This window comes from Aeromonas allosaccharophila, assembly GCF_000819685.1.
GTDB classification, from domain to species: domain Bacteria; phylum Pseudomonadota; class Gammaproteobacteria; order Enterobacterales; family Aeromonadaceae; genus Aeromonas; species Aeromonas allosaccharophila.
Map to the genome: position 1 here is coordinate 1 of NZ_CDBR01000049.1, position 16,864 is coordinate 16,864.

Sequence of the window (16,864 nt, forward strand, 5' to 3'; positions counted from 1 at the left end):
ATGATCATCGCCAAGTGCAATAAAGCCCGCAAAGTGGTTATCACTGCCACCCAGATGCTGGACTCCATGATCAAGAACCCGCGTCCGACCCGCGCCGAAGCTGGTGACGTGGCCAACGCCATCCTGGACGGTACCGACGCAGTGATGCTGTCCGGTGAATCCGCCAAGGGTAAGTACCCGCTGGAAGCCGTGACCATCATGGCCACCATCTGCGAGCGTACCGATGCCGTGATGCCGTCCAACCTGTCTGCTGCCAACGACAGCAACAAGCTGCGCATCACCGAAGCCGTATGTAAAGGCGCCGTAGAGACCTCCGAGAAGCTGGACGCCCCGCTGATCGTGGTCGCTACCGAAGGCGGCAAATCTGCCAAGGCCATTCGCAAGTACTTCCCGAAAGCCTGGATCCTGGCTATCACCACCAACAAGAAAACTGCTGCCCAACTGGTGCTGACCAAGGGTGTGGTTGCTCACGTGGTTGACAGCATCGCCTCTACCGACGATTTCTATCGCATCGGTAAAGAAGCCGCGCTGGAAATCGGCATGGGTCTGAAAGGTGACGTGGTTGTGATGGTCTCCGGTGCTCTGGTACCGAGCGGCACTACCAACACCGCTTCTGTTCACGTTCTATGAGTTAGTTGTACGCAATATCGATAACACGTCCTTTAATGAGAACTTGATGGTTGTTCACTCGGGATTCTCGGGTGGTTGATTCGTTTGGCACCTAAAGTTCTCCAGAAATGCCCCGAGTGAACAATCCACAGAGAGAGTACACCAAGTGAATTTAGCCACCTGACGCGAGGTGACATGCTCATCCTGTACACGGAACGGGTATTTATTCCCACTCCCTGTGAGGGTGAACAAGGCGGTTGAAGTGTGGTTCATTGGGTGCGAAATAATGGTATCTTGCCGGTAAATGTTGAAATCGTTTTCAGAAATCCTTTTCAACTGTGATCCGCTTCAAAGCTTTTTCGGGCGCCAACCTCTAGCATTGGCTCCACGAATTAGGGGCTTGCGCTCCCGATTTTCCCGCTGTGGGAGGTAACCGGATGATCCGGCTATTTCCTTCGTTACTTTCGACGGTCATCATGGATGGCCGTTTTTTTTTTGAGTTATTTCACGGTAAAGGGTCGAGCCGCTGGCGCTTTACCGTTAAAATTCCGCTTTTGCACTTGCCCGTGAGTCTTGATGTCTGCGTCCACCCTCTCTTCGGATAGTTATGCCCTGCTCGCCACCCTGCAATTGCAGCGCGTCGCCAGTACCCGTTTGCTGCAAGATCAACTGGCGATGGGCCATGCCCTGATCGATAAACTGACCCGACTGCAGGATGCGGGGCTGGTCAGATTGCGCGGGGAGCAGCAGTGGAGCCTGACCGCCGAGGGGACGCTGGCGCTGATCCTGGGGGTACGTGCCGGTCTCTGCCCGGAGCCGGACTGGAGCCGGGTGCCCTCATTGACCGGGCAGGATCTCACTCATGCGGTGGTGCGCGAGCTCTGTCGCGGCAAGGCGGGGGAGGTGCCAACCTATTTTTCGGCCAGCGATCTGCTGACCCTGCTCGATACCCCGGATGCTCATCAGTTGCTGGCGGGCTCCAGCCCCGCCTGGCAGCAACTGCTGCTGGAGCACTTTTCGCTACAACTCTTGCTCGATGCCCCCTATGAAGAGCGCTGGCCGCTGGCCCATGCGCTGGTGCGCTGCGCCCCCGAGGTGCAGGCCCGGGCCAAAGCGTTCGAGGCGGAGTGGCGCTGGCTCTGCGGGGATGGCGAGAGTACGTCGCCAATCGGCGAGGGCAACGATGACGTCATCGGCTGGCCAGCCCTGCAGGCGCTGGCCCAGCAGAGCCAGAGCGGCCCGCTCGGCGAGCGACTACTCACCGCGTTGGGGCAGTGGCAGGCGGCCGATGAGGGCGAGGCGGGCCAGTGGCCCCGTTCGTTCAGCGCCCTGCTCTGGCTTGGCTGGTTGCAGCAGGCCGATCCCGTCATTGCCAGCGAACAGCGCAAGAAGTGGCAGCGCAGCCTGACTGGCCAGTTCCCTCTGCTTGCCGACCTGCTCAGCCAGTGGGCAGGCGATCGCCACGGTCAGGCGGTTGGCCTGTTCGATACCCTGCAACTGCCGGTGGAGGAGCTCCACTGGGGCTACCTCTGGCTCGATCTCTGCGCGCTGGCCCGTCACGGTGCCCAGAGCCCGCAAGTGGCCATGCTGCACAAGTGGGATCTCTCCCATCTGCTCGATGCCGAGCCCCATCATCGCCTGATGGCGTTTTGTCAGGATCTGCTGCGCCTGTTGTTGGGCGAAGCGGCCAAAGGGGCGCCCCTTTGGCCGCTTCGCGGCAGTGAGGAGAGTGCCCCAGAGAGCAGTGACGAGCAGGATGAGGAAGGGGATGAGGACAAAACCGCCGCCTCTGCCAGCTGGCTCAACTGGTTGCAGGGGCTGGGGCGCTCCAGCGGCGTACGCAAGCCGCAGGAGCGGCTGGTGTGGCTGCTGCATGCCGAGGGCCCCGAGCTGGAGTGCAAGATCCAGAAGCTCAGCACCAAGGGGGAGTGGACCGCCGGTCGCCGGGTCGATCCGGCCCTGCTCTCCACCCAATATGCCGCCATGCTCGATGAGCATGACTGGGCGCTGGTCCGCACTCTGCCACGGGTGATGGGTCGGTTGCCGCGGGATGTCTGGGCGCCGCTGGCCGATCACCCCCGCTTGTTCAACGCCAAGGGGCAAAAGCTGCAACTGGCCATCAGCGCCCCCCTGCTGCAGGTGGTCGCCACCGAACAGGGGATGAGCGCGCAGCTCTGTCCCGATGCGGCCGCCCGCGGGGCCCATATCATGCCGCTGGCACAAGATCTGTGGCAGCTGATCCTCACCCCGCAGCCGCTGCTCGCCCGCTTGCCAGCGCTCGAATCCATCCCGCTGCTGCCCGCCGAGGGGCTGGCCGAGCTGCAACGCACGCTGGATGCCATTCCCGAGCTGCCCTGGCACAGTCAGGTGGAGGGGCTTAGCGGCAACGCCCAGCTGGCTCCCTGGCCGGGTATTCCTTCGGTGCAGCTGGATTGGCAGGATGGTCAGCTGTCGGTCAAGCTGGTCACCCGCTTTGACGATCTGCCGCCCCAGCCCCTTGGCAAGGGTGAGCCCATCGTGCGGCAGGGGATCAAGGCGTACCACTACTGGCAGCGGGATCTGGCGGCCGAGAAGCTGCAGGCTCAACTGCTGCGCAATCAACTGCCCATCGGCCTGCCCGGCAGCGAGTGGCTGCTGCAGGGGGAACAGGCGCTGGCGCTGGTCAATGCCCTGCCCGAGCTGGTGGATGCTGGCGTGGTCATTCACTGGCATCAGGACAGCGCTCGCCTCAAGAGCCTCGATGAAGCGGCCCTGAGCCTGCGCATCGAGCGGCGCCAGGACTGGTTCCAGGTCGAAGGGGCACTGGCGCTCGATGAGCACCAGATCCTCGACCTGCGCCTGATTTTGCGTCAGATGACCCCGGGCCAGCGCACCGTTCAGCTTGACGAGAAGACCAGCCTGATGCTGAGCGACAAGCTGGTGGAGCGACTCACCATGCTGGGGGCCATGCTCGATGAAGAGCAGCGCATCAACAACAAGCTGGCCTATCCGCTCACCCGTCTGCTCTCGGTCATTACCACCGAGGGGGATGCGGCGTGGCAATCCCTGCAGCAGGAGTGGCAGCAGGAGGTCGAGTGCCCTGATGAGTTGCTCACCGGCCTGCGGGACTATCAGAAAGAGGGGGTGTGCTGGATGGCGACCCTGGCCCATCACGGTTTTGGTGCCTGTCTGGCCGATGACATGGGTCTGGGCAAGACGCTGCAGGCGCTGATTGTGTTGCGGATGCGCCAGCACCTTGGCCCTGCGCTGGTGGTGGTGCCCAAGTCAGTGGTCACCAACTGGCAGGAGGAGGTGGCCCGTTTTGCTCCCGAGCTGGATGTGGTGGTGTTCGAGAACCCGGCCGAGCGGGAGGGGATCATTCGCGAGGCCAAGGCCGGTCAGGTGATACTCATCAACTACGGCATGCTTGGCAGCCTGGCGGAGGCGCTCAAGTCCCGCCGCTGGTCCAGCATGGTGCTTGATGAGGCGCAGCAGATCAAAAACGCCGGCACCCAGCGCGCCAAGCTGCTGTTCCAGCTGGAAGGGGATTTTCGCCTCGCCCTCTCCGGCACTCCCATCGAGAACCATCTGGGTGAGTTGTGGAGCCTGTTTACCTTTATCAACCCGGGGCTGCTTGGCAGCCTTGGCGAGTTCAAGCGCCGCTTTGGCAAGGCGGTCAAGGATCCCCAGCACATGGCGCTGCTGCGGGCGGTGATCAGCCCCTTCATCCTGCGGCGCCTCAAGCAGCAGGTGCTGACCGAGCTGCCGGACAAGACCGAGATCATCCACCACATCAGCCTCTCCCCCGAAGAGCGCCAGCTTTATGAGGCGACCCGACGTGAAGTGGTGCAGCAGGTGCAAAGCGCCGATGGCCGCGCCCTGATGCATGTGCTGAGCGGCCTGACCCGGCTGCGCCGTCTCTGCTGCTCGCCGGAGCTGGTGATGCCCGAGTGGTCACAAACCAGCAGCAAGCTGGACGAGGCGATGGCGCTGCTGGAAGAGGCGATCGACGGCGGTCATCGGGTGCTGGTGTTCAGCCAGTTTGTCGACTTGCTGAGCCTGCTGCGCGCCCGCATCGAGCAGAAATCCTGGGATTACTGCTATCTGGATGGCGGCTGCTCCGCCAAATCCCGTCAGGACTCCATCCTGCGGTTTCGTCATGAAGCGGTACCGCTGTTCCTCATCAGCCTCAAGGCGGGGGGCACCGGCCTCAACCTGACCCAGGCAGATACCGTACTGCACCTCGATCCCTGGTGGAACCCGGCAGTGGAAGATCAGGCGAGCGATCGGGCCCACCGGATGGGGCAGACCCAGCCGGTGACCGTATACCGGCTGGTGTGCGAGCAGACGGTGGAGGAGAAGATTGTCGCCCTGCACGACGAGAAGCGGGCGCTGGCCGATGGCCTGCTGAGCGGCCAGTCCGAGGTGCGTGGGCTGGATGTGGAGAGCCTGCGGGCCCTGCTGATGGGCTAATTGGCGCCGCTGCCTTCCATACAGCCTATTGATATAGAGAAGGGGAGAACATCCAGAGATGTTCTCCCCTTTTTCATTTGGGATGCAGATGCGGGATACGTCGTTTATCGCGGCAAGGCGGCCCAGTTATCCCTGATCCAGCTATTCCTGAGCCGGTCATCCCTGATAGAGATAGAGGTGCAGCCGCTCGATGATGGGCTCGCCGCCAATCTTGCGATCCCGCCGCGCCTGTCTGCTCTTGGGGGGATAGTTGCCCAGATGGGTGACCGCGGGCGGGCTGTCCGAGCAGAGCAGCAGCGGCAGGCTCGCCTTGATCTGCTGTTTGCGCGGGGTGCGCTCCAGCCAGAGCAGGTTGATCATCGGATGAGTCTTGACCGGACGGCGGATCCGCAGCTCGGCATCGGCCGGCAGGCGGCGAATGTCGTACACCTCCTGATCCACCATCTTGCTCCACTCCTCGTTGTTGGAGAGGGCCGGTATGTAGCGGCGGCTGCGCTCCAGCATCTCCAGCACCTGCTCGCGACTGAGGCGATTGATGGTCTGCTTGTCGGCCCAGGTAAAGCCGAGGGATTGCAGCTCCCCCGCCAACAGGGTCAGCTTGCGGTAGACCTGCAAGGTGATCACCCCGGGCAGGGCGGTATGTACCAGCTCGAACTTCTCGTCCCGCCCGCCTGCCTGCTGCACCAGTGCCTTGAAATCGAGCTTGTGCTGGTTGATTTGGTCGATCAGCGGTTGCAGCAAGAGGGCTGCGGCGGCAGGAAAGCGCAACCAGCCGGGCAGCCGGTGAGTCGCCTTGGTGGAGCAGCCGGGGCGGGCGCTGTGGTCCCGATAGGCAGCGAGGGTGGCCGCCAGTGCCTCTTTACCGTTGAGATAGCCCACCTCAATCTGCGTGATCGGGTCGTGCTCTTCCCCCTGCGCAACTGGGGGCAGGGGATAGACATGGGCCTCCTGCAGGTCGAGCTGGCCGAGCAGATCGGCCAGCTGGTTGAGAGAGGCTTCAATGGCGGCCATCTGTTGACGCAGGGCGGCGGTCGGGGTAAAGGTATCCATCGATGATCCTGTGGTTTCATCCGCCGTTGACGGCATAAGCTATGGCGTCAGGGCAGGGGAGTAAACTACTGTATAAATAACCATACCAGTATGCCGGTTGCGCGCCAAGGGGCGCGTTTATGAGTAGTCATTGAGGATGCTGCGCGGGAAGAAACGTAAGTTTGTTTTATGTTTCATGGTGTTAATTGCATATCACCAAGAGATCATTGAATTAACAATCGAATGTAATGACGGGGTTGCCAGCCATGGCGCGTCCATTGGTGAGTGCATAGGCAATGCGGTAAATTGCATATGTAAGATGGTGCCATGCAGCACAATATGCTGCGGGCAGTGGATGGTCGAACGGTGATTTAATTATTCGTTATAAATCAAAGCATTAAAATTGTATCAGTCATTTTTTTACTATTAGTTTTACTAATGTAATGTATCAAAATTCGTCAATTGAGTCGGCTCAGCTCCCTGACTAAGCTTTGCGCATCAAATAAAGCCCAGTGCGTAAACACATATTCCGAGGAGCCACATCATGGCCAACATGACTTATACCGAAACCGGTTACCAGCATTCCAGCCAATTGAATCTGGCTGCTCGCGTTAAAATGACCGTTCTGACTTGGCTGGAGCGCAGCCGCAGCCGTCGCCAGCTCTCCGAGCTGCCCGAGTACCTGCTCAAAGACATCGGCCTGAACGAAGCTGACCGTTATCAAGAGACCACCAAGCCGTTCTGGCGTGGTTGATCAGCCGGGCATGGATGCCTCGTTTTTCTGCTGATCCGTTTGCTGCTCTGCCCCTGTGGCGCCCGGCTATCAGGCGGGCAATAGTCTGTTTTATCTCCCCCCGTTTTTCCCCTGTTGTGCGTTGATCCTCTTTCCTCTCCTCTTTATTTCACATTGCTATAGCGCCTCGCTGTCGTCGCTCGATTGTTATCACAATTGTGTTGTTAATGTTTGAATTTGTTTAAAAAACGATTTGAAGCCGCGATGCCTTGCGTATAATCCGGCCATAGTGTTCCAAAGCAAGAGGGTGAGACGGATGATTCCCCAGCACGATTTTTTGGCCCTGACTCGCAGCAACGAGTGGCAGCTTGAGCCCTTTGATTTTGAGCTGCCCGATGGTACGCGGGTCAGCGTCTGGGATACCGGCGTGCTCTGCCTGGAGCCTGCCAGTGGTGCGGGTGATCAGCCCGGGGGATACAAGGATATCGTCCTCTCCTGCGGCATTCATGGCAACGAGACCGCACCCATCGAGATCTGTAACCAGTTGCTGAGCCGTCTGCTCGCTGGCGAGCTGAGTGCCCGCCATCGGGTGCTGTTCCTGTTTGGCAATCCGGCGGCGATGAATCTGGGGCTGCGGGAGGTAGAAGAGAACATGAATCGGCTCTTCTCCGGTGCCCACAGCAAGGGGGAGGGGCTGTGCAATCGGGAGCGGATCCGCGCCATGCGCCTCGAGCAGTATGTGAGCCGCTTCTTTGCCGATCCGGCTCGTCCCCGCTACCACTACGACCTGCACACAGCCATTCGCGGTTCGCGCCACGAGAAGTTCGCCGTCTATCCCTTCCCCCACGAGCGGCCCCACTGCCGCGAGCAGGTGCAGTTCCTCGGCGCCTGTGGGGTACGCACCATTCTGCTCTCCGCCAGCCCGACCACCACCTTCAGCTACTACAGCTCACGCCAGCATGGGGCCCATGCCTTCACGGTGGAGCTGGGCAAGGTACGGCCATTTGGCGAGAACGACATGACACGTTTTATCGAGACCCGGCAGGCACTGCAGGAGCTGGTCACTCAGGATGAGGTGGCGCTGGAGCCGTGGCGGGCGGATGATTTCACCCTGTTTGCCATCGATCGGGCGATCACCAAAAAATCGGAGCAGTTTCGCTTCCTGTTTGCCAGCGATGTGGACAACTTTACCGAATTCCCGCAAGGGTTCGTGCTGGCTGAGGATGGCGAACTTCGCTACACCGTCGAGCAGCTGCGCGAGGCGGTGGTCTTCCCCAATGCCAACGTGGCGATTGGCCAGCGCACCGTGTTGCTGGTGGTGCCGACAAGGCTCTGGGAATAGTGGTGGAGCGCTTTGCCCGCAGCGCGGCGTCCGCAGGCGGCACCAAACCATTGTTTGAGTGGGTGGCTCGGATACAGCGGTTAGCCGCAGGAATAAAAAAACGGGGCCAGTCAGATGACTGGCCCCGTTTTGTATCGGGTTCAAGCGGTGAGGCTTAGCTGTTGTTCTTCACAAACAGGGTCAGCTCCTGACCGGGCTTGAGGTAATCCCCTTTATCCAGCTGGTTCCAGCGCATCACATCGTTGATGGCCACCTGGAAGCGAGCTGCGATGGAGGAGATGGAGTCGCCACGGCGAACCTGATACACCATCGATTTGTCGTTCTTATTCCCTTGCTTGGGATAGACCACCAGCTTCATGCCCGGCTTGAGTGCCGACTTGGCGTTCAGGCCGTTCCACTTGGCCAGCTCGGCATGGGAGACGCCGTGCGCCTGGCTGATGCTCCACAGGTTATCACCCGAGCGCACCTTGTAACTGACCTTGGCCTTCTGGCTGCCACGGCTGGCCAGCTGCTGCGGCTTGCTGGCGGCACTTGCCTTGCTGCTGACCTGACCATGGGTCGGGATCACCAGTTGCTGACCGCGACGCAGGCTGTTGCTGCGCAGATTGTTGGCCAGCTTCAGCTCGCTCACGCTGACGCCGTGATTCTGGGCGATGCGCGACAGGGTATCGCCACTGGTGACCTGATAGGAGCGAGTACGAATACGTTCGCGCTTGGGCAGATCGGTCAGTGCCAGCTCCAGGGTATCGGCATACTCGATCGGTACCAGCAGGCGGTAAGGGCCACGGGGTGACATCACACCACGGCTCAGGGCCGGATTGACCTCCTTGAGCTCTGATGTGCGCAGTCCCGCCAGTTGGGCGGCCACGTTCAGGTCGAGCTGGCTGCCTGTCTCCACCACCCGCAACTTGGGCTCGTTGGCGAGCACTGGCAGCGTGACGTTGTATTTGTCCGCATTGCTGATCATGTCCGCCATGGCGAGGATCTTGGGTACATACATCCGGGTTTCGCGGGGCAGATCGAGCGACCAGTAGTCAGTCGGTTTGCCGGCACGCTGATTGCGCTGGATGGCGTTGCGCACCCGGCCTTCACCGGCATTGTAGGCGGCTAGCGTTTGCAGCCAGTCGCCGTCAAAGAAGCGGTTCAGATACTCCAGATAGTCGAGCGCCGCATTGGTGGAGGCCAGCACATCGCGCCGTCCGTCATACCAGTTGTCGTGGCGCAGACCGAAGTTCTTGCCTGTGGCGGGGACAAACTGCCAGAGTCCAACCGCATTGCTGCGGGATCGGGCATGAGGATCAAACATGCTCTCGATCATCGGGACAGTAATAAGCTCCATTGGCAGCTCACGCCGTTCTATCTCCTCTACCATCAGATAGAGGTAGGGTTCAGCCCGGCTGGCAATGGTCGCCAGATGCTTATCATTACGCAACAGCCACTCTCGTTGTTGGCGGATGCGGGCATTATCCGGGGTTTCCAGCTGCATATCATCGCTGATGCGCACCCACAGATTGTCCGTATCTTCCATTTCGTCCAGCTGTTCATCGCCAAACAGGAAATGGGAAGAGTGTTTTTTATGCGCTTTTTTCTTGACCTGGGGGGACTTGATCGGCTCGATTGCCGTTAGCGCCCGGTCATCCTGATGGCTCAGGTTTTGGCAGCCGCTGAGCAACAGCGCTGCCAATAAGGCCGTTCGTACCTTCATCTCGTTCCGGTCATTTTTAGGAAAAACAGCCCGCATCATAAGGGGCAATGGCCCCCTGATCAAGGTTTGTTCAAAAAACGTCCTTCCACTGGCGTAGGATGGTGAAGGTATCTACCGGATTTTTCACGCATTTTAGCCCGTGATTTTCAGCAGAAAATTTCACTGAATCCTGCTCGCAGCGCAGAAAAATGTTGAAAGTGCGTTCATCCCCCAACCGGGTTGGCAGGCTTGGCAGCCCTTGTTGCCGCAGTTTGCTGATCAGCCCGATCTGGCGGCGGATCGCCGGGTTGTCCGGCTCGACCGCATAGGCAAAGCGCAGGTTGGAGAGAGTGTACTCGTGGGCACAATAAATGAGTGTCTCATCGGGCAGGGCGGCGAGTCGTTGCAACGAGTGGTACATCTGCTCCGGCGTCCCTTCAAACAGGCGGCCACAACCGGCCGAGAAGAGGGTATCGCCACAAAACAGCATGCCGTTGCCATGGTAGGCGATGTGGCCGCGGGTGTGACCGGGCACATGGATCACCTCGAGGGCGAGGCCGTGCCAGTTGATCTGATCGCCATCTTCGAGCCACTGACCGTGGTGATCCGGCATCGGGTCCAGTTTGGGGCCATATAGCCGGGCATGGGGAAAGTGGCGGAGCAGGTCGGTGACGCCCCCGACATGGTCGTGATGGTGATGGGTCAGCAGGATGGCGTCGAGCACCAGCCCCAGTGCCTCGAGCCGCTCCAGCACCGGGGCGGCATCGCCCGGATCGACCACCAGACAATGATTCTCGTGGCGGATCAACCAGATGTAGTTGTCATTAAAGGCTGGAACTGTGATCACTGGATACATGAGTCTGCTTCTCTTTAGGGAGGGTATCTTATATAACAGGATGGCGTTCGAAACCCCGAGTTGAGCCCTATTATGCAGGTGGCACGTACCGAACAACAAATCGAGATCCCGACCAGCTGGTCTGCATTGCCTATGGGGGACTGGGTGGCGGCCGAGATCCAGGAGCGGCTCGACAACTGGTGCCCCAATCTGTTTGGCTATCATCTGCTGAAAATTGGCGCCCTGAGCGCCGAACTCTCCTGCAAACGCTCCTCCATCCGTCACCAGATCGGGGTTGCCCCCGGTGGACGGCTGCTCGACATGTATGGCGATCCCCTCGATCTGCCGGTACGCACCGGCAGCGTCGATGCCTGCCTGCTGGCCCACTGCCTCGATTTCTCTGCCGATCCCCATCAGGTGCTGCGCGAGGCCGAAAGGGTGCTGACCGACGATGGCTGGCTGATCATCAGCGGCTACAACCCCTTGAGCCTGGTCGGGATCGGTCATTGTGTGCCGTTCTTGCGGCGCAGGATGCCCTGGTCGGCACGGATGTTTACCCCGGGGAGGGTGACGGACTGGCTGCATCTGCTGGGATGCGAGGTAATGTTCGACGAGCGCTTTGGCTACTCGTTTATGGGGAAACAGAGCTGGCACAGCTGGTGGCAGGAAAGCATCGGGCGGGATTACTGCAGGGTGTTTGCGTCGGTCTATGTGATTGCGGCCCGTAAACGGCGCTTTCCACTGATCCCGGTGCGGCGGCGCTGGCAACTGCCCAAATCCCTCGCCACACCGGGAATGGCCCGTCAGGGCTGGTAGCCGGTATCCTCGGCCAGATCCTTGCCGCAGGCGGCATCTCTGGCCAGTTCGTCGCACCGTTCGTTCTCGGGGTGGCCGGAGTGACCCTTGACCCAGAGCCACTCAATCTGATGGCGAGCCACTTCCGCATCCAGCTCCTTCCAGAGATCGACGTTCTTGACCGGCTGACGGTTGGCGGTCATCCACCCTTTCTTCTTCCAGCCTATGATCCACTGGGTGATCCCCTGACGAACATACTGGCTGTCGGTAGTGAGGCGCACCTTGCACGGTTCGTTGAGGGTGCGCAGGCCCATGATGGCGGCCATCAGCTCCATCCGGTTATTGGTGGTCAACTTGAATCCGGCGGAAATCTCTTTGCGGTGGGTGCCGTAGACCATCACGGCTCCGTAACCACCCGGGCCCGGATTGCCGAGGCAGGAGCCGTCGGTATAGACATCAATCTGTTTTAACATGAGCAATCAATCTGTTTTAGCATGAGGCTTGGGGTAAACTAGCGAGTAAGTAAAGCCGAAGTTTGACATAGATTGGATCATGAACACACCCCAACTGAATCGCCAGATCATTCTGGATACTGAAACCACAGGTATGAATACGGCAGGCGGCCCTGTCTATCTGGGTCACCGCATTATCGAAATCGGCTGTGTGGAGGTGATCAACCGCAAGCTGACCGGTAACCACTATCACGTCTATATCAAGCCTGATCGTCTGGTCGACCCGGAAGCGATCCAGGTGCACGGTATCACCGACGAGTTCCTGCGTGACAAGCCATCGTTCAGCCAGATCGCCGACGAGTTTATCGAATTCATCCGCGGTGCCGAACTGATCGCCCACAACGCGCCGTTTGACGTGAGCTTCATGGACTACGAGTTCAGCAAGCTCGGTCTCGGCTTCAAGACCGCCGATATCTGCTCCATCACCGATACCCTGGCGATGGCGCGGGATCTCTTCCCCGGCAAGCGCAATAACCTGGATGTGCTCTGCGATCGCTATGGCATAGACAACTCTCACCGGACATTGCACGGGGCCTTGCTCGATGCGGAGATCCTGGCAGATGTCTACCTGCTGATGACCGGTGGCCAGACCAAACTCAATCTGGCCAGTGAAAGCAACGAAAACGAAAGCAATCAGGACACCAGCATTCGCCGGCTGGAGAGCAATCGGCCCGCCCTCAAGGTGGTGCGCGCCAGCGCCGAGGTAGAGGCCCTGCACGAGGCGAGGCTGGATCTGGTGCAGAAGAAGGGAGGAAGTTGTCTGTGGCGGCAATGAGCAAGTGGTGTGCCGGTCTGCTGTTGTTGCTCTCGCTGGGTGCGTCGGCGACCGAGGTGTTTGCTCCCTCCGATATCCCGCTGCTGGATAACCGCTTTCGCATCGATTACGGGGTGAAGGAGATCACCTTCATCGTCAAGCGCAAGCCGGGCACCCCGTCGGTGATCCTGGTTCGTCCCGATGGCAGCAAGCTCTACGTGGGCAAGGTCAAACCCGCCGAGGTGGGTTGGTTGGCACTGCCGGAGCACGATCTCATTACCCTGCGCAATCCCATGCCGGGTCCCTGGCAGGCGATTGGTGAGGTGGACCCCGACAACCGGGTGCGTATTCTCTCCGATATCCGGCTCGATATCGCCGCCCTGCCGATGCAGCTCTATCAGGGGGAGGTGGTCAAGCTCAAGGCGTGGTTGCTGATCAATGGCCAGCCGCCGAAAGATAAATACTATCTCTCTGACCTTGGCATGACCGTCAAGCTGCAATCCTTTAGCGATGCCAGCCAGCAAAAGGTCGTGCTGGATCAGGTACTCGGCCACTATCGCGATGACGGCAAGGGTCTCGATGAAGTGCCGGGTGACGGTATCATGACTGCGGAAGTGACACTGCAGGATATTCCCGGTGGCAAGTACCGCGCCATGTTCAGTACCGGTAATCAGGTGTTTGTCCGCGCCCGTTATCAGGATGTACTGCTCTACCCCTATCCGTTCAGTTATAACCTGGCGCCGCCTTCGGAAGAGCTGGGTGCCAAGTTGTCGCTGCTGATCGACCGTGATGAGCTGGCTCCCGCCTCCGTGGTGATCAAGGGGAGTGTGACCAGCAATGTGGGCGGCCTCTACGAGTTCAGCGAGACTGCCAGTGAGCCCAAGCTTGATATCGATCTCTCCATCATCAAGGAGGTCGGTCAGCATGTGGTGAAAGCAACCCTCTATGGCACCACTCGCCTCGGCCGCGAGCTGAAAATCGAGTTGCCGGTCAAAACCTTCAATATCTTCCCGCCGCCTCCCCCTCCCGTAGAGGTGGTATCGGCTGCCGCACCGGCATCCAGTGCCGAGTCAACCCATGAGGCTTCGGCAGGGGAGGAGATGGGCTGGCTGATCTGGGTATTGGCGGGTGGTGGCGTGCTGTTGGTGATGCTGGGTGGTGTCGGCTTTGTGGTGATGCAAAAACGGCGAGCCTTCAAACGCGCATTGGCGGCGGCACAGGCCGAAAGTCAGCAGTCCGGGCAGCCGGCAGCCAAGCTGGATCTCAACCTGCCGGAGCAGTAACCGTCGCTCTGCAGTGGCGTGATGCCAGATATAAAAAACCGCCCTGATAAGCAGGGCGGTTTTTTTGAGTTCATAAACGGAACAAACCGGATATCAGTGTTCGCCGATATAGACATCCTTGTTCTGCTCGCGGATCTCGAGGAACTTGTCCAGATTGGCCAGCATCAGCTCGACCAGCTGGGGGTCGAAGTGCTGACCCTTCTCCTCCTCAATCAGCGCCAGCACCTTGTCCAGTGGCCACGCCTTCTTGTAACAGCGATCCGAGCCGAGGGCATCGAATACATCGGCCAGTGCCACGATCCGTCCCTCCAGCGGAATATCCATTCCCTTCAGGCCACGAGGATAGCCACTGCCATTCCACTTCTCATGGTGATTGCCGGCGATGGTGGCACCAATCTGGAACAGCGCCAGATCGCTGCCGGAGAGCATATCCTGCCCCAGCTGGGCGTGGGTTTTCATGATCTCCCACTCTTCCGGGGTCAGCTTGCCCGGCTTGTGCAGGATTGCATCGGGAATACCGACCTTGCCAATGTCGTGCAGTGGTGAGGCTCTTTTGATCAGCTCGCTCTGCTCTTCACTCATCCCCAGCAGCAGGCAGAACTGCTCGGTATAGAGCGCGACCCGCTTAACGTGCAGCCCCGACTCTTTCGAGCGGGTTTCGACCAGCTCGCCGATGCGATAGATGATCTCCCGCTGATTGTCGGCGATCACCTCGTTCAGCCGGATATTTTCCAGCGCCACTATGATGTTTTCGGTAAACAGGGTCAGCAGACTGGTATCGATCTGACTGAGTTGACGAGTGGTCTCGATATGGAACAGCAGGTGGTGGCGCTGGTTCTGGCAATAGAGAACCATCTGATTGGTGCCGTACACATTGCTGCGCTTGCCCATGGCCTGGCGCAAGATCTCCGGCGCCTCGGTGAGACGAATGGCAGGGTGACCGGGTAGCAATGGCTCCAGCAGTTGATCCTTCACCTCGTAGGCGTATTGCCTGACGTCGTAGATCTGGGTCTCGCCCAGATGGAGCAGGGCACTCAGCTGCTCCTGGGCCCCTTCGACAAACTGGCGCAGCGCCCGCTTCTCAAAGATCCCCTTGGAGGCTTCGATGACTTTTTCCAGCCCCTGGCGGTTGCTCTCCAGGGTGCGGATATCCCGATAGGAGCGCAGGCTGGCCCGCAGCAGGGTACGCAGCTTCTGGGAGGTGAGCTCGGTTTTATCCTTGTAGTCGTTGATGTCGTAGTTGGTGACCACGTCATCTTCCGGCGCCTGGCCGGGTTGGCCGGTACGCAGCACGATGCGCACCATCTTGTTTTGCAGCTCTTCACGGACATATTTGACGACATCGAGGCCCGCGTGGTCGACCTCCATCACCACGTCCAGCAGCAGCAGCGCGACATCAGGGGTGATGGCCAGCAGCTTCTTTGCCTCTGCAGCGGAATAGGCATGCAGAAAGTCAATGGGGCGATTGTCAAACTCGAATTTGTTCAAGGTGATTTTGGTGATGCGATGCACTTCGGGCTCATCGTCAACAATCATCACCTTCCAGCCCGCTTGTTGCGTGTCGGGAAGGGCGAGATCATCATCATCAATAATCAGGATTTGGTCATCCATCATACAATCCTGTTTGGCATCCTGTGCTTACATTAACTGCTTCACTAAGGATAGGAAACTTATTGAGAAATAAAATTTGATCTCGAAAAACAATGGTCGAATAAGCAAATGGAACCTCCACTTCCGGTGACCGTTGGCGAGGGCTTTCTTCGCACAATCATGAGGCTGGATTGCATCCACGTCACTCGTGCTCTCGATTGCCGCACCACATCGTGCGGCTCTTGCACATCCCTCCCGCGTGGCCGACGAGAATCAATCCTATTTGATAATAATTCCTATTTGCGTGTAACATGGGCGACACACTCAACGAGGAGCCCCATCGTGTCCCCATCTCTGCCTCCCAATCGCCCCCGTCTGCTGACTGTCAAAGCCGTTACCCGGATCACCCCCCATTTGCGTCGCATCACCTTTGGTGGCAGCGAACTGGCTGACTATCCCTTTACCTGCGGTGGGGCCCATATCAAGGTGATGTTGGCCCAGCCCCATCAGGTAGAGCCGGTGCTGCCTGCCATGACCCCAAACGGCCCGCGCTGGAGCAATCCTGCGGACAAGCCGGTGATCCGCACCTACACCATCCGCGCGTTTCGCCGTGATGAGCAGGAAATTGATATCGACTTTGTGCTGCATGGTGACGGTGGGCCCGCCAGCGCCTTTGCTACCCATGCCAAGCCGGGGGATAAGGTGATCCTCTCCGGGCCGGGGGGGCCCAACCCCATGCTGCAACCGGCCGATCACTACTGCCTGGTGGGGGATCTCACCGCCTTGCCCGCCATCATGGCGATGTGTGAGGTGATGCCTGCCGAGGCCAGAGGGGAAATTGCGATTCTGGTGCCGGATCAGTCGGATGCTCAGCCGTTGACGCTGCCGGTCGGGGTGCGCTGTCACTGGTTTGTCGGCGAGCCCGAGCTTAGCGGCCTGCTGGAGCATGTGGTTGCTCTGCCGCTAGTGCGCGATGGCGGCTTCTTCTGGCTGGGTGGGGAAGAGGCGCTGGTGTTGCCGCTGCGCCGCCATTTTCGGTCTGTGCTCGAGGTGGATCGCCAGTCGCTCTACGCCGTGCCGTACTGGCGGCGGGGCAAGAGTGAAGAGGCCTATCACCAGACTCGTCACGATGTGATGGATAATTAAGCGGATGCGAAAGAATACCTGATTTACACTTGCAAATAAAAATGATTTGCATTTAGTATTGCGCCGTCCCGATGTCAGTCGGCACGGCGTTTTTGTTATT

General features: G+C 59.4%; 13 protein-coding genes. 8 read left to right on the plus strand and 5 right to left on the minus strand.

What is annotated here, in order from left to right:
* Both BN1115_RS09455 and BN1115_RS09460 read left to right on the plus strand, forming a co-directional pair.
* Positions 1-630, plus strand: a 630-nt coding sequence (locus BN1115_RS09455) for a pyruvate kinase (protein ID WP_042656176.1), incomplete at its 5' end; no start/stop codon positions are given.
* 555 nt (positions 631-1,185) lie between these two features.
* A complete protein-coding gene (locus tag BN1115_RS09460; protein ID WP_042656950.1) occupies positions 1,186-5,061 on the plus strand; it encodes a DEAD/DEAH box helicase in 3,876 nt (1,291 codons plus the stop codon).
* A gap of 156 nt (positions 5,062-5,217) precedes the next feature.
* On the opposite strand, the gene BN1115_RS09465 is transcribed toward BN1115_RS09460, so the two are convergent.
* Positions 5,218-6,111 (minus strand): DNA replication terminus site-binding protein, encoded by an 894-nt coding sequence (locus tag BN1115_RS09465; protein ID WP_042656951.1) that lies wholly within the window; start codon positions 6,109-6,111, stop codon positions 5,218-5,220.
* Positions 6,112-6,634: 523 nt separating this feature from the next.
* Here BN1115_RS09465 and BN1115_RS09470 point away from each other — a divergent pair.
* Positions 6,635-6,844 carry a DUF1127 domain-containing protein gene (locus tag BN1115_RS09470; protein ID WP_042083987.1) on the plus strand — a complete coding sequence of 70 codons (210 nt, stop codon included), beginning with the start codon at positions 6,635-6,637 and terminating at the stop codon, positions 6,842-6,844.
* Between the two features lie 295 nt (positions 6,845-7,139).
* Positions 7,140-8,165: a succinylglutamate desuccinylase gene (gene astE, locus BN1115_RS09475; protein WP_042656952.1), complete on the plus strand. Its 1,026-nt coding sequence runs from the start codon at positions 7,140-7,142 to the stop codon at positions 8,163-8,165.
* Between the two features lie 154 nt (positions 8,166-8,319).
* On the opposite strand, the gene BN1115_RS09480 is transcribed toward astE, so the two are convergent.
* Both BN1115_RS09480 and gloB read right to left on the minus strand, forming a co-directional pair.
* Positions 8,320-9,870, minus strand: coding sequence for a lytic transglycosylase (locus BN1115_RS09480; RefSeq protein WP_042656953.1), 1,551 nt, complete (start codon positions 9,868-9,870; stop codon positions 8,320-8,322).
* Positions 9,871-9,940: 70 nt separating this feature from the next.
* Positions 9,941-10,705: a hydroxyacylglutathione hydrolase gene (gene gloB, locus BN1115_RS09485; RefSeq protein ID WP_042656954.1), complete on the minus strand. Its 765-nt coding sequence runs from the start codon at positions 10,703-10,705 to the stop codon at positions 9,941-9,943.
* A 72-nt stretch (positions 10,706-10,777) separates the two neighbouring features.
* On the opposite strand from gloB, the gene BN1115_RS09490 reads away from it, so the two are divergent.
* Entirely contained in the window at positions 10,778-11,500 is a 723-nt protein-coding gene (locus BN1115_RS09490; protein ID WP_042656955.1) for a methyltransferase domain-containing protein, read from the plus strand.
* Here the strand turns inward: BN1115_RS09490 and rnhA are convergent.
* The gene (gene rnhA, locus BN1115_RS09495; protein ID WP_042656956.1) at positions 11,488-11,952 is read right to left on the minus strand and encodes a ribonuclease HI; all 465 of its coding nucleotides are present in this window, start codon (positions 11,950-11,952) and stop codon (positions 11,488-11,490) included. The two genes, BN1115_RS09490 and rnhA, sit on opposite strands and share 13 nt — an antisense overlap.
* 79 nt (positions 11,953-12,031) lie before the next feature.
* On the opposite strand from rnhA, the gene dnaQ reads away from it, so the two are divergent.
* The gene (gene dnaQ / locus BN1115_RS09500) at positions 12,032-12,766 is read left to right on the plus strand and encodes a DNA polymerase III subunit epsilon (RefSeq protein WP_042656957.1); all 735 of its coding nucleotides are present in this window, start codon (positions 12,032-12,034) and stop codon (positions 12,764-12,766) included.
* Positions 12,763-14,028, plus strand: coding sequence for a TIGR03503 family protein (locus BN1115_RS09505; protein WP_042656958.1), 1,266 nt, complete (start codon positions 12,763-12,765; stop codon positions 14,026-14,028). The genes dnaQ and BN1115_RS09505 overlap by 4 nt, the downstream gene beginning before the upstream one ends.
* Before the next feature lie 93 nt (positions 14,029-14,121).
* Here the strand turns inward: BN1115_RS09505 and BN1115_RS09510 are convergent, their stop codons facing one another.
* Positions 14,122-15,639 carry an HD domain-containing phosphohydrolase gene (locus tag BN1115_RS09510; RefSeq protein ID WP_042656959.1) on the minus strand — a complete coding sequence of 506 codons (1,518 nt, stop codon included), beginning with the start codon at positions 15,637-15,639 and terminating at the stop codon, positions 14,122-14,124.
* A 321-nt stretch (positions 15,640-15,960) separates the two neighbouring features.
* Between BN1115_RS09510 and BN1115_RS09515 the strand changes: the two genes are divergently transcribed.
* Positions 15,961-16,764: a siderophore-interacting protein gene (locus tag BN1115_RS09515; protein WP_042656960.1), complete on the plus strand. Its 804-nt coding sequence runs from the start codon at positions 15,961-15,963 to the stop codon at positions 16,762-16,764.
* Positions 16,765-16,864: the final 100 nt, after the last annotated feature.

Bases quoted from the DNA above. Each gene is read 5' to 3' on its own strand.
- BN1115_RS09465 (WP_042656951.1), bottom strand. From the start codon at position 6,111: ATGGATACCTTTACCCCGACCGCCGCCCTGCGTCAACAGATGGCCGCC.
- BN1115_RS09510 (WP_042656959.1), bottom strand. From the start codon at position 15,639: ATGGATGACCAAATCCTGATTATTGATGATGATGATCTCGCCCTTCCC.
- gloB (WP_042656954.1), bottom strand. From the start codon at position 10,705: ATGTATCCAGTGATCACAGTTCCAGCCTTTAATGACAACTACATCTGG.
- astE (WP_042656952.1), top strand. From the start codon at position 7,140: ATGATTCCCCAGCACGATTTTTTGGCCCTGACTCGCAGCAACGAGTGG.
- BN1115_RS09470 (WP_042083987.1), top strand. From the start codon at position 6,635: ATGGCCAACATGACTTATACCGAAACCGGTTACCAGCATTCCAGCCAA.
- dnaQ (WP_042656957.1), top strand. From the start codon at position 12,032: ATGAACACACCCCAACTGAATCGCCAGATCATTCTGGATACTGAAACC.
- BN1115_RS09490 (WP_042656955.1), top strand. From the start codon at position 10,778: ATGCAGGTGGCACGTACCGAACAACAAATCGAGATCCCGACCAGCTGG.
- BN1115_RS09460 (WP_042656950.1), top strand. From the start codon at position 1,186: ATGTCTGCGTCCACCCTCTCTTCGGATAGTTATGCCCTGCTCGCCACC.
- BN1115_RS09480 (WP_042656953.1), bottom strand. From the start codon at position 9,870: ATGAAGGTACGAACGGCCTTATTGGCAGCGCTGTTGCTCAGCGGCTGC.
- BN1115_RS09505 (WP_042656958.1), top strand. From the start codon at position 12,763: ATGAGCAAGTGGTGTGCCGGTCTGCTGTTGTTGCTCTCGCTGGGTGCG.
- rnhA (WP_042656956.1), bottom strand. From the start codon at position 11,952: ATGTTAAAACAGATTGATGTCTATACCGACGGCTCCTGCCTCGGCAAT.